The organism is Janibacter indicus (assembly GCF_900176385.1).
GTDB classification, from domain to species: Bacteria; Actinomycetota; Actinomycetes; order Actinomycetales; family Dermatophilaceae; genus Janibacter; species Janibacter indicus.
Genome location: NZ_FWXN01000002.1, coordinates 111,475 through 123,053 on the forward strand (window position 1 = coordinate 111,475; position 11,579 = coordinate 123,053).

Consider the following 11,579-nt stretch of genomic DNA (forward strand, 5'->3'; position numbering starts at 1 on the left):
GCGGGCGCACGGGCGACGGCATCTGGACCCATCCGTCGACGACCGAGGCGCTCAGCGATGTGCTCGTCGGCTGAGCAGGGGTGCGCGGCTTCGCGGCGAGGCGTAGGTTACCGGTGAGAAACAAGCCAATGGATGGAAGGTCACCGATGACTGCCGCGCCCAGCCAACCGCAGGGCACCAGCCGCCGCGAGCTGCCGGAGCGTGTCGACGTCCTCGTCGTCGGCGCCGGCATCTCCGGCATCGGTGCCGCACACCGCATCCTCGAGGCCACGCCCGACGTCGACCTCGCGATCGTCGAGGCCCGCGCAGCGACCGGTGGCACCTGGGACCTCTTCCGCTACCCGGGGGTGCGCTCGGACTCCGACATGTTCACCCTCTCCTTCCCCTTCCGGCCGTGGCAGGGGCGCAAGGCGATCGCCGACGGTGGTGACATCCGGGACTACATCCGCGAGACGGCGCGCGAGGGAGGGCTCGACGAGTGGACCCACACCGGGTGCCGGGTCGTCGCGCTCGACTGGTCGAGCGACGCCCAGGAGTGGACCGTGCAGGTGGACACGGACGGGGGCCGGCGCGAGGTGCGCGCCGGGTGGGTCCACTTCGGCAGCGGCTACTACAACTACGAGGAGGCCCACGACCCGGGCTTCGCGGGGGTCGAGGACTTCTCCGGGACCGTGGTGCACCCGCAGTTCTGGCCGCAGGACCTCGACCACGCCCGCAAGCGCGTCGTCGTCATCGGCTCGGGTGCGACGGCCGTGACCGTCGTCCCGGCGATGGCACAGACGGCGGCCCACGTGACGATGCTCCAGCGCACGCCGAGCTATGTCTTCTCCCAGCCGGGGGTCGACCCCTTCGTCCAGCTGCTGCGCAACCGGCTGAGCCCGCAGCGGGTGCAGTCGCTCACCCGGGTCAAGAACCTCGGCCTGCAGTCCTTCCTCTACGAGCTCTCGCGCAAGCGTCCGCGGGCGGCCAACGCGATCGTCCTCGGCCAGGTGCGCGCCTTCCTGCCCAAGGAGGTCGTCGCCGAGCACTTCACCCCGCCCTACGACGTGTGGGACCAGCGCCTGTGCGCGGTGCCCGACGGCGACCTCTACGCGGCGATCCGGCGCGGTGCCGCCGACGTCGTCACCGGCCACATCGACCGCTTCGTGCCCGAGGGCGTGCGCCTGACCGACGGTCGGGTCCTCGAGGCCGACATCGTCGTCACCGCGACCGGCCTGCGGCTGCAGCTCTTCGGCGGGGCGCAGGTCTCGGTCAACGGCGCGCCGGTCGACATGGCCCGCCGCTTCGCCTACCGCGGCCTGATGCTCGCCGGCGTCCCCAACGTCACGATGACCGTCGGCTACGTCAACGCCTCGTGGACGCTGCGGGCCGACCTGGTGAGCCGCTACGTCGCGCGGCTGCTCGGGCACCTGCGCGACCGTGGCCTGGGCACCGCGGTCCCGGTCGCGCCCGACGGCATGACGGCCGGCCCGATCATGGACCTGACCTCGGGCTACGTGCAGCGCATCGTCTCGATCTTCCCCAAGGTCGGTGACCGCGCGCCGTGGACGATGCCGCAGAACTACCTCAAGGACAAGATCGCCTTCCGCCGGGCCGATGTCACCGAGGACATGTTCTTCGCTCCGCTCGGGGCGAAGGGGGTCGCCCTCCCGTCGGGTGCGGAGGCACCGGCGCAGCTGCCGCTGCCCGGGTCGTCGAGCAATGTCGACGGCGCCGTGGGCGATGTCGTCGAGGTGCCGGCGACGGAGGCCGCCGAGTCACCGGTCACCGTGGAGGCCGTCGCGGAGACCTCGTGGTGAAGCGCCCCGATCTTGTCGTCGCCGGCGGCACCGCGGTCGTCACCGGGGCCGCCGGTGGCATGGGCGAGCACCTGGCCAAGGGCCTGGCGCGTCGCGGTGCCGACCTCGTCGTCCTCGACCGCGACGCCGCCGGCCTCGAGCGGGTCGTCGCGGAGATCGGCCGGGAGACGCCCGGGGCGAGGGTCACCCCCTTCGTCGTCGACCTGTCGGACCGGGCCGCTGTCGACGCGGCGATCGCGCGCATCCGCGACGAGCACGCCGGCGTGACGATGCTGTTCAACAACGCCGGCGTCGCGGTCGGTGGCCGGTTCGTCGACGTCTCGGCACAAGACTTCGACTGGCTGCTCGAGATCAACCTGCTCGTGCCGATCCGGCTCACCCGGGCGCTGCTGCCGCTCATGCTCGCCAACGGTCAGGGGCAGGTGGTCAACACCTCGAGCCTCTTCGGGCTCATCGGCCCGCCGGGGCAGTCGGCATACTCGACGAGCAAGTTCGGGCTGCGCGGGTTCAGCGAGTCGCTGCGCAGCGAGCTCGAGGCGGAGGACCAGCCGGTGGGGGTCACGAGCGTGCACCCGGGCGGCATCCGCACCGGCATCGCCCGGAACGCCCGGATCGCCGCGGGCACCGACCCCGACGAGGAAGAGCGTGGACGCGCGGCCTTCGACAAGGTGCTGCGCTACCCGGCCGACCGGGCCGCCGAGGAGATCATCGAGGCCGCCGTCGCCCGGCGCCCCCGGCTGCTCATCGGCAACGACGCCCGCGCCCTCGACGCCGTCGCCCGGCTGCTGCCCGCGCGCTACTGGTCGCTCATGGGTCGAGGGATGGCCCTCGCGGCGAAGCGCCAGTAGCGACTGCCATCATGGGGCCATGACGATGCCCCAGCAGCTCCAGGGCCGACTGCGCCTGCCGATCATCTCTGCGCCGATGTTCCTCGGCTCGGGCGTCGACCTCGTCGTCGGTGCCTGCCGCGCCGGGGTCGTCGGGACCTTCCCGGCGCTCAACCTGCGCACCACCGAGGACTTCGACGGGTGGCTGACGCAGATCGAGACGGCCCTGGCCGAGCCCGACGCGAGCGGTCGCCGGCCCGCGCCCTTCGGCGTCAACTTCATCGTCCACCACACCAACAAGCGCATCGAGGCCGACCTCGAGCAGATCGTCGCGCACGAGGTGCCGCTCGTCATCACCAGCCTCGGCGCTGCCAAGGAGGTCGTCGACGCGGTCCACTCCTACGGCGGCCTCGTCTTCCACGACGTCACCAATGCCAAGCACGCGGCCAAGGCGGCGGCCGCGGGGGTGGACGGGCTCATTCTCGTCTCGGCCGGTGCCGGTGGGCACGCCGGCGGGCTCAACCCCTTCGCCCTGATCACCGAGGTGCGCACCGTGTGGGACGGCCCGCTCGTCCTCGGCGGTGCCCTGTCGACCGGTCGCGACGTGCTCGCCGCCCAGGCCGCCGGTGCCGACCTGGCCTACATGGGCACGCGGTTCCTCGCGACGAGCGAGTCGCTCGTGTCGCAGGAGTACGGCGACATGCTCGTCGGGCACAGCGCCGAGCAGATCGTCTACACCCCGTCGATCAGCACCATCCCGGCCAACTTCCTGCGCGAGAGCATCGCCGCCGCCGGCCTCGACCCCGACCACCTGCCGGTGCCCGAGCGGGTCGACCTCGGCCACGTCACCAACCCGCACGCCGAGGAGCCGCAGAGCACGACCTCGACGACCGCCCCCAAGGCGTGGAAGGAGATCTGGAGCGCCGGCCAGTCCGTCGCCGGCATCTCCTCCGTCGTCCCCGTGGCCGAGCTCGTCGACCAGCTCGAGGCCGAGTACACCCAGGCGAAGGGGGAGCTGCTCGCGGTCCTCGGCGAGTAGGTGAGCCGGCGTCCGTGGGCGCGAACCCCCCCTTGCGCGGATGGACCGCGGAGCTAGCGTGGGGTGCATGGCTGAAACCCCCACTCGCGTCCTCGGGGACGGCACGTCGGTGCCGGTCCTCGGATTCGGCACCTACCCGCTGCGCGGGGACGACGGCGTGCGCGCCATCGCATCGGCTCTCGAGGTGGGCTACCGGCTCATCGACACGGCGGTCAACTACCGCAACGAGCGAGAGGTGACCGAGGCGATCCGGGCGAGCGGCATCGACCGCGGCGATGTCTTCGTCCAGACCAAAGTCCCCGGCCGTGACCACGAGAACGCCCGTACGAGCATCGAGACCTCGCTGCAGGTCATGGACCTCGAGTACCTCGACAGCGTGCTCATCCACTGGCCCAATCCCTCGCAGGGCCACTACGTGAAGGCTTGGCAGGGGCTCGTCGACGCGCGCGAGGCGGGGCTGGTCCGCTCGATCGGCGTCAGCAACTTCACGCCCGCCCACCTCGACGAGATCATCGAGGCGACCGGCGTGGCTCCGGCGAGCAACCAGGTCGAGATGCACCCCGCCTTCCCACAGGCGGACCAGCGTGCCGCCGACGCCGAGCGGGGCATCACGACGCAGGCGTGGAGCCCGATCGGCCGGGGCGAGATCCTCGACGCCGAGCCGGTTGTCGCCGCCGCGCGGGCCCACGACGTCACGCCCGCCCAGGTCGTCCTGCGTTGGCACCTGCACCTCGGGTCGCTCCCGCTGCCGAAGTCCGGTGACCCGGAGCGGCAGCGGGCCAACCTCGAGATCCTCGGCTTCGACCTCTCCGAGGCCGAGACCGAGGCGATCACCGCGCTCGGCCGTCCCGACGGGCGCCTCTTCGACGCCGACCCGACGTACCACGAGGAGATGTGATGGAACTGCTGCCCCGCCTCGACGCCGCGGAGGTGCGCCGACTCGACCGTGCGCACGTCATGCACTCGTGGAGCGCGCAGGACCTCATCGACCCTGCGGGGGTCGTGGCGGCACGGGGCAGCAGGTTCACCGACCACACCGGTCGCGAGTACCTCGACTTCTCGAGCCAGCTGGTCAACGTCAACCTCGGGCACCAGCACCCAGACCTCGTCGCGGCGATTGCCGAGGCCGCCGGTCGGATGACGACGATGGCGCCGAGCTTCGCCGTCGAGACCCGCTCGCAGGCGGCCGCGATGATTGCCGACCGGGCGCCGGGCGACCTCGACGCGGTCTTCTTCACCAATGGTGGCGCCGACGCCAACGAGCACGCGATCCGCATGGCGCGGCTGCACACCGGCCGACACAAGGTGCTGGCCGCGTACCGCAGCTACCACGGCGGCACGGCGGGCGCGATGGCCCTCACCGGCGAGCCGCGGCGATGGGGGAGCGAGCCGTCCCTGCCCGGCATCGTCCACCACTGGGGTCCCTACCCCTACCGCTCGCCCTTCCACTCCGACAGCCCCGAGCAGGAGTGCGAGCGGGCGCTGGCCCACCTGCGCGAGGTCGTCGAGGTCGAGGGTCCGCAGCACGTCGCCGCGATCGTCCTCGAGACGGTCGTCGGGACCAACGGCGTGCTCGTGCCGCCCGACGGCTACCTCGCCGGGGTGCGCACCCTGTGCGACGAGCACGGGATCGTCATGATCGCCGACGAGGTCATGGCCGGCTTCGGCCGGGTCGGCGAGTGGTTCGCCGTGGACCGGTGGGGCATCACGCCCGACCTCATCACCTTCGCGAAGGGGGTCAACTCCGGCTACGTCCCCCTCGGCGGGGTCGTCGTCAGCGCCGCGATCCGCGAGACCTTCGGCCGCCGGCCCTATCCGGGCGGGCTGACCTACCAGGGGCACCCGCTCGCCTGCGCCTCCGCGGTGGCGTCGATGAGGATCTTCGAGCGGGACGGGGTCGTCGAGCACGCCCGCGCGCTCGGCGAGGACGTCATCGGGCCGGGCTTGCGCGAGATCGCGCAGCGCCACCCGAGTGTCGGCGAGGTCCGCGGGCTCGGCGTCATGTGGGCGGTCGAGCTGGTCCGAGACCGCGAGACCCGAGAGCCGCTCGTGCCCTTCAACGCCTCGGGCGACGCGGCCTCCCCGATGTCCGAGGTTGCTGCGGCGTGCAAGGCCGCCGGGCTGTGGCCGATGATCGCCGGCAACCGCGTCCACGTCGTCCCGCCGTGCACGACGACCGCCGACGAGGTCCGCGAGGGTTTGGCGATCCTCGACGAAGCGCTGGCCGTCGCCGACGCCCGCACCGCGTGACGGGCGGTGATCGTTGGCCGGTACGCCCCGAGCCGGGCGAGGCAGTGCCGACCCCCTTCGGCATGTCGGCCTACTGCGTCGGTGACCCCGCTGCGCACGCCCCCGACCGGGACGCCCTCGTCGTCGTCCACGGGCCGGGTGACGACTCGCGCTGGACCTTCGCCGAGGTCGACGACGTCGTCCGGGCCGTCGCGGCCGGGCTGCTCGGGCTGGGGTTGCAGTCGGGCGACCGGGTGCTGCTGCGCATGGGCAACCGGGCGGACTTCCCCTTCGTCTTCTTCGGGGCGATCGCGGCCGGTCTCGTCGCTGTGCCGACGAGTGCCCAGCTGACCGCCGACGAGGCCGCCGGGCTGCTCGACGACAGCGGCGCCCGGGCGGTCGCCCTCGACCACGACCTCGATCTCGCTGTGCCGCAGGGGGTCTCGGTCGTCACCACCGAGGACGTCGACCGCTGGGTAGCTGGCGTTGAGCGGGCCGAGCACGACCTCGGCGACCCTGATCGGCCAGCCTTCATCACCTACACCTCCGGCACCACCGGACGGCCGAAGGGGGTCGTCCACGCCCACCGCAGTGCCTGGGGGAGGCGCCCCATGTACCGCGGCTGGTACGGCCTCGGCGAGGGTGACGTCATGCTCCACGCGGGGGCACTCAACTGGACCTACACGCTCGGCGTCGGACTCACTGACCCGTGGGCCAACGCCGCGACCGCCATCGTCTACGACGGCCCCCGTGACGGGCTCGTCTGGCCGCGAATCGTCCACTCGCACAAGGCGACCCATCTCGCGGCCGTGCCCGGGGTCTACCGTCACCTGCTGCGTCACGGTGACCCGGGGGAGTGGGACCTGAGCTCCCTGCGGACCGCGCTCGTCGCCGGTGAGGCGCTGCCCACGGCACTGCTCGAGGAGTGGAGCGCCGCGACCGGGGTGCCGCTGCACGAGTCGCTCGGCATGAGCGAGATCTCGACCTTCGTCTCGACCGGGCCGGACGTGCCCGTGCGGCCCGGCAGCCCGGGGCGGGCCCAGCCCGGTCGGCGGATCGCCGTGCTCGACCCTGACGAGCTCGACGCACCCCGCGAGCTGCCCGCGGGTGAGGTGGGGCGCCTGGCCGTGCACCGCAGCGACCCCGGTCTGATGCTCGGCTACTGGCAGCGGCCGGAGGAGACAGCGGAGGTCCTGCGGGGCGAGTGGTTCGTCACCGGTGACCTCGCCGAGCTGGACGCCGACGGCTACCTGACCTACCACGGCCGCGCGGACGACGTCATGAACGCCATGGGGTACCGCGTCTCCCCGGTCGAGGTCGAGGACGCACTCGCCGGGGTGGCCGGCGTCGCCGACGTCGCCGTGACGGCCCTCGACGTGGGCGACGGGGTCAGCATCGTGTGTGCCTGGGTCGTGCCGACGCCCGACGCGACGGACCCGGAGGCCTTGCGCGACAGGGTGATCGAGCAGGCGGGGCAGCGGCTCGCGGCCTACAAGCGCCCCCGGGAGGTGCGCCTGGTCGACGCCCTGCCGCGCACGGCCAACGGCAAGGTGGTGCGCCGCGACCTGCGGTGAGGCTCAGCAGCGCTCGGTGTAGGCCGCCTCGAGCTCGGGGATGCCGACCTGCTCGAAGATCTCGATCCGCCGTCCGTCGAGCGACGCCGCGAGGGCGTCGAGGCACATGTGGTAGCCCGCGGCATTGCTCGGCCACCCGCGCTCGGCCGGGTCGACGACATGGACGGTCGTCACCAGCCGGGTGCCCTCGTCGGTGGGCGTGAGCTCGAAGTGGATCCGCTCGCTGTCCCACATGAAGGCGAAGGTGCGCGGCGGGTCCCACTCGAGGATCTCGCCCTCGAGGGTGGGGGTGTCCTCGGGCTGCTGGTCGGCCTCCGGCCAGAAGGGCAGGGTGACGTGGGCTCCCTTCGCCCGCTCGCCGACGATGTCGGCGGGAAACCAGTCGTGCAGGTGCTCGGACTCGGTGAGGGCGCGCCAGACCCGCTCCGGCGGGTGCGCGAGGGGCCGGTCGTAGGTGAGGACGACGGTCGCGCCGTCGTGGGTCACGGTGCCGAGGGGGTTGCTCGTGGATGTGGTCATGACTGCTCCTGGGGGTCGTCCATGGTGTCGAGGTGGCGCTCGAGGTCGTCGAGCCGATCGGCCCACGCCCTGCGGAAGGGCGCGAGCCAGAGATCGAGGACCAGCAGCTGGTCGGGCTGCACGGCGTAGTGCCGACGTGGTCCGTCGACGCGAGCCCGGACGAGGTCGGCCTCGCCGAGCTGCTTGAGGTGCTTGGACACGCTGGGTTGGGAGGTGCCGAGCGCGGTGACCAGCTCGCCCACGGTGCGCTCGCCGGTGCTCAGCTCCTCGAGGATCCGACGCCGGGTCGGGTCGGCGAGGAGGGCGAAGACGTCGCGCGTGGGCATGGCATTCATATTCCGCAATATTCATATGCCTGTCAAGGCATTTGGTCGACTTGACCTCTGGTTCAAAAATGATAATCGTTCTCAGGTCGGGATGACATCACGACGCCACACCCAGATCCTCTCCGTCGCAACCCTGCTCGCTCTCGGCCTGACCGCCTGCGGCACCGGGACGACCGCCGACTCGTCGGCGGACCCGGCGCCGACGCCCTCGCCGATCGCGCGGGCCGACGACGTCACGACCGCCGTGGGCCAGCCGTCCGGCAAGGTGGTCGAGGAGGGCAGCCGTACCCCGCGCCTGGCGATCACCCACGACGAGGGCGTCATCGTCCTCGACGCGGTCACGCTCGAGCTGCTCGGTGAGTTCCCCCTCGAGGGCTTCACCCGGCTCAACCCCGTCGGCGACGACCGGCACCTGATGGTCACCGAGGGCGAGGGCTTCCGCGTCCTCGACCTCGGTGGCTACTCCGTGCCCCACGGAGACCACGACCACCACCACTCCACCCGGCCGACGCTCACCGAGATGACCTTCGCCGCGAAGCACCCCGGCCACGTCGTCGTCCACGACGGTCGCACGGTGCTCTACGGCGACGGGGACGGCTCGATCCGGTCCTTCGACTCCGATGCGCTGCGTGACGGCGCGACCGACAAGCCCGAGGTGACGACCCGTACCGAGCGCACGCCGCACCACGGGGTGGCCGTCGAGCGGGAGGACGGCTCAGTCGTCACGACGGTCGGGACGGAGGACGAGCGCTCCGGCATCGTCATCCGCGATGCGAAGGGGAAGACGCTCGCCTCCTCCGACGAGTGCCCCGGTGTCCACGGCGAGGCGGCCGCGCGGGGCGGCGCCCTGGTCTTCGGCTGCGAGGACGGTCTGCTGCTCGTCAAGGGGGAGCAGATCACCAAGGTCGACGCACCGGACGACTACGGCCGCATCGGCAACCAGGCCGGCAGCGAGGAGTCGCCCTTCGTGCTCGGTGACTACAAGACCGACCCCGACGCCGAGCTCGAGCGCCCGAAGCAGGTGAGCACCACGGACACCCGCGACGGGTCGCTGCGGCTCGTCGACCTGCCCGCGAGCTACTCCTTCCGCTCGCTCGAGCGGGGGCCCGACGGCGAGGGCGTCGTGCTCGGCACCGACGGCAAGCTGCACGTCATCGACATGGCGAAGGGAGAGGTGAGCCGCTCCATCGACGTGGTCGAGGAGTGGACCGAGCCGACCGACTGGCAGCAGTCCCGGCCCACCGTGCACGTCCAGGACGGCACGGCCTATGTCACCGAGCCGGGCAGCAAGGCCCTGCACATGGTCGACCTGCACTCCGGTGAGGTCGTGAGCAGCGGCGAGCTGCCCGTCGTGCCCAACGAGATCGACGGTACGCTCGGCTGACGCTCAGCGGCGGGTCAGGCCCACGCGGAACCCCACCGGCATGAGGGTCAGCCGCTCCGTGATCGTCAGCTCGTAGCCCGGCTCGGGCGTCAGGTCGAAGCGGTGCAGCAGCTTGGCCAGGACGATGGCCGACTCGTGCAGCGCGAACTGGCGCCCGATGCAGGCTCGCTCACCCGTGCCGAAGGGCTTGTAGGCGTGGGCCGGCCGGGCCCGGATGTGCTCCGGCAGGAACCTGTCGGGGTCGAAGCGCTCCGGGTCCGGCCACACCTCGGGGTCGCGGTGCAGCAGCGGGATGAAGACGAGCACCTTGTCGTCCGGCGTCATGCGCAGGCCGCCCGGGACCCCCGCCGATCCGTCGGCCCCGATGGTCGTCGTCTCCCTCGGCGACCGGGCGAAGCCGGGCGCCGTCGGCCACAGCCGCAGGGTCTCGTCGACGACCCGGCGCAGGTAGCGCAGCTTGGGCACCTGCTCGAAGCTCGGGGTCGCGGACGGGGCGGTGCCGAGCACCTCGTCGAGCTCGGCCCGCACCCGCGCGAGCACCTCGGGCTCGCGCGTCAGGTGGTAGAGCGCGAAGGAGACCGCCCCCGAGGTCGTCTCGTGGCCGGCGACGAGGAGGGTGAGGATCTGGTGGCGCACGTTGGCGGCGTCGAGCAGGGAGCCCGACTCGTCGACGGGGACGTGCATCATCCGGCCGAGCAGGTCGTCGTGCTCGACGCCGCTCGCCTCCCGCTCGGCGACGATGTCGCGCAGCAGGCGGTCGATGTACTCGTGCCGCGCGAGTGCCTCGCGGTCCCTGGTGCGCACCATGCGCCGCCCGACGAAGGGGAGGGCCGCCACGTTGGAGCGGGCAGCCGCGTGGGACATGTCCGCGACGAAGGTCGTGACGAAGGGGTCGACCTCGGCGGTCTCGAAGCTGTGGAAGGTGTGGCTGAAGGCGGCCCGCCCGATCGTCTCGAGGGTGAGCTTGGTGAGCCACGGGGAGACGTCGACGGTCCTCCCTTCGCCGGCGGCCTTGTCCCACACCGAGATCAGCTCGTCGGTCGCCTCCACCATGACGTCGTGGTAGCCGCGCATCGCCGACTTGCTGAAGGCCGGCATGAGCAGGTCGTGGGCCAGCCGCCAGTTGGGTTCGTCGGTCTCCGCGGTGAAGAGGCCGTCGGCGACGAACATCCGCAGGTCCGCCACGCCGGGCGCCAGGGCCTTGGTGAAGCGCTTGTCGTCGCACAGCTCACCGACGAGGTCGACGCCGCGGGCGAAGACGAACTTGCGGCCCATCGCGAGCATCTCGAAGATCGGCCCGAGGTCGGCGCCGAGGCGCAGCATGTTCTGGACCGGCGTGGTCGGGTCCATGCCCTTGCGGAAGGCGTCACCGAGGATGCGGCGCCGCCCCGAGGGGTGGGGGAAGTCGTGCTCGGCCCAGCCCATCCCGTCGTTGGGTGGGTACTCCACGAGGGTGTCGGTCGCGGCCACGCTGCCGCTCCTTTCGTCAGGTGTAGTGACGCGCACCACCGTAGCCCCGACAGGGTGCGCTCGGGAGGCGCCAGCCCTTGCCGATCGTCGGCGGCCTCATGGGATGATGTGCGCCATGAGCAAGCACAAGCACCAGCGTCTCTCGCACCCGCCGACCGGGCCGCACGCCGTCGAGGACCTCGGGGAGGCTCAGAACCCCGCGTGGTGGACCGTCATGACCCTCGGGATCATCGCTGGCGCGGTCGGCACGTGGGCGGTCTTCGTCCTCAGCCCGTTGCTCGGCATCATCGCCGCGGTGCTCACCGTCCTGACGATCGTCGTCGGTGTCGTCATGTCGAAGATGGGTCTGGGCTCCTACACCTACGGCAAGGGCGACACGGCGACCGACAGCGCCTCCATCGGCATCAAGTAA

The 11,579-nt window shown here is 71.9% G+C and carries 11 protein-coding genes; 8 read left to right on the forward strand and 3 right to left on the reverse strand.

Annotation, left to right across the window (positions count from 1 at the left end; genetic code table 11):
- The first annotated feature begins 146 nt into the window (after window positions 1–146).
- From B9B60_RS02370 to B9B60_RS02395, 6 genes are all read left to right on the forward strand, one after another.
- Window positions 147–1,799 carry a flavin-containing monooxygenase gene (locus B9B60_RS02370; protein WP_234993702.1) on the forward strand — a complete coding sequence of 551 codons (1,653 nt, stop codon included), beginning with the start codon at window positions 147–149 and terminating at the stop codon, window positions 1,797–1,799.
- A complete protein-coding gene (locus B9B60_RS02375; protein WP_234993703.1) occupies window positions 1,793–2,647 on the forward strand; it encodes an SDR family NAD(P)-dependent oxidoreductase in 855 nt (284 codons plus the stop codon). Before B9B60_RS02370 ends, B9B60_RS02375 begins: the two co-directional genes overlap by 7 nt.
- 19 nt (window positions 2,648–2,666) lie before the next feature.
- Window positions 2,667–3,665 carry an NAD(P)H-dependent flavin oxidoreductase gene (locus B9B60_RS02380; protein WP_234993704.1) on the forward strand — a complete coding sequence of 333 codons (999 nt, stop codon included), beginning with the start codon at window positions 2,667–2,669 and terminating at the stop codon, window positions 3,663–3,665.
- Between the two features lie 67 nt (window positions 3,666–3,732).
- On the forward strand, window positions 3,733–4,563 hold the full coding sequence (locus B9B60_RS02385; RefSeq protein WP_084449697.1) for an aldo/keto reductase: 831 nt from the start codon (window positions 3,733–3,735) through the stop codon (window positions 4,561–4,563).
- Complete coding sequence (locus B9B60_RS02390; RefSeq protein WP_084449698.1) at window positions 4,563–5,915, forward strand: aspartate aminotransferase family protein; 1,353 nt, start codon at window positions 4,563–4,565, stop codon at window positions 5,913–5,915. The genes B9B60_RS02385 and B9B60_RS02390 overlap by 1 nt, the downstream gene beginning before the upstream one ends.
- 62 nt (window positions 5,916–5,977) lie before the next feature.
- Window positions 5,978–7,468 carry a class I adenylate-forming enzyme family protein gene (locus B9B60_RS02395; RefSeq protein ID WP_084449892.1) on the forward strand — a complete coding sequence of 497 codons (1,491 nt, stop codon included), beginning with the start codon at window positions 5,978–5,980 and terminating at the stop codon, window positions 7,466–7,468.
- A gap of 3 nt (window positions 7,469–7,471) precedes the next feature.
- Here the strand turns inward: B9B60_RS02395 and B9B60_RS02400 are convergent, their stop codons facing one another.
- Together B9B60_RS02400 and B9B60_RS02405 are read right to left on the reverse strand one after the other, a co-directional pair.
- Window positions 7,472–7,987, reverse strand: coding sequence for an SRPBCC family protein (locus tag B9B60_RS02400; RefSeq protein ID WP_084449699.1), 516 nt, complete (start codon window positions 7,985–7,987; stop codon window positions 7,472–7,474).
- Window positions 7,984–8,313, reverse strand: a complete 330-nt coding sequence (locus tag B9B60_RS02405; RefSeq protein ID WP_084449893.1) for an ArsR/SmtB family transcription factor — start codon at window positions 8,311–8,313, stop codon at window positions 7,984–7,986. The genes B9B60_RS02400 and B9B60_RS02405 overlap by 4 nt, the downstream gene beginning before the upstream one ends.
- A gap of 91 nt (window positions 8,314–8,404) precedes the next feature.
- On the opposite strand from B9B60_RS02405, the gene aztD reads away from it, so the two are divergent.
- Complete coding sequence (gene aztD / locus B9B60_RS02410) at window positions 8,405–9,697, forward strand: zinc metallochaperone AztD (RefSeq protein ID WP_084449700.1); 1,293 nt, start codon at window positions 8,405–8,407, stop codon at window positions 9,695–9,697.
- Window positions 9,698–9,700: 3 nt separating this feature from the next.
- Here aztD and B9B60_RS02415 read toward each other — a convergent pair whose 3' ends face one another.
- Window positions 9,701–11,167 (reverse strand): cytochrome P450, encoded by a 1,467-nt coding sequence (locus B9B60_RS02415; RefSeq protein ID WP_084449701.1) that lies wholly within the window; start codon window positions 11,165–11,167, stop codon window positions 9,701–9,703.
- A gap of 115 nt (window positions 11,168–11,282) precedes the next feature.
- Between B9B60_RS02415 and B9B60_RS02420 the strand changes: the two genes are divergently transcribed.
- Complete coding sequence (locus tag B9B60_RS02420; RefSeq protein WP_084449702.1) at window positions 11,283–11,579, forward strand: hypothetical protein; 297 nt, start codon at window positions 11,283–11,285, stop codon at window positions 11,577–11,579.

Bases quoted from the DNA above. Each gene is read 5' to 3' on its own strand.
- B9B60_RS02420 (WP_084449702.1), top strand. From the start codon at position 11,283: ATGAGCAAGCACAAGCACCAGCGTCTCTCGCACCCGCCGACCGGGCCG.
- aztD (WP_084449700.1), top strand. From the start codon at position 8,405: ATGACATCACGACGCCACACCCAGATCCTCTCCGTCGCAACCCTGCTC.
- B9B60_RS02395 (WP_084449892.1), top strand. From the start codon at position 5,978: ATGTCGGCCTACTGCGTCGGTGACCCCGCTGCGCACGCCCCCGACCGG.
- B9B60_RS02385 (WP_084449697.1), top strand. From the start codon at position 3,733: ATGGCTGAAACCCCCACTCGCGTCCTCGGGGACGGCACGTCGGTGCCG.
- B9B60_RS02400 (WP_084449699.1), bottom strand. From the start codon at position 7,987: ATGACCACATCCACGAGCAACCCCCTCGGCACCGTGACCCACGACGGC.
- B9B60_RS02390 (WP_084449698.1), top strand. From the start codon at position 4,563: ATGGAACTGCTGCCCCGCCTCGACGCCGCGGAGGTGCGCCGACTCGAC.
- B9B60_RS02380 (WP_234993704.1), top strand. From the start codon at position 2,667: ATGACGATGCCCCAGCAGCTCCAGGGCCGACTGCGCCTGCCGATCATC.
- B9B60_RS02405 (WP_084449893.1), bottom strand. From the start codon at position 8,313: ATGCCCACGCGCGACGTCTTCGCCCTCCTCGCCGACCCGACCCGGCGT.
- B9B60_RS02370 (WP_234993702.1), top strand. From the start codon at position 147: ATGACTGCCGCGCCCAGCCAACCGCAGGGCACCAGCCGCCGCGAGCTG.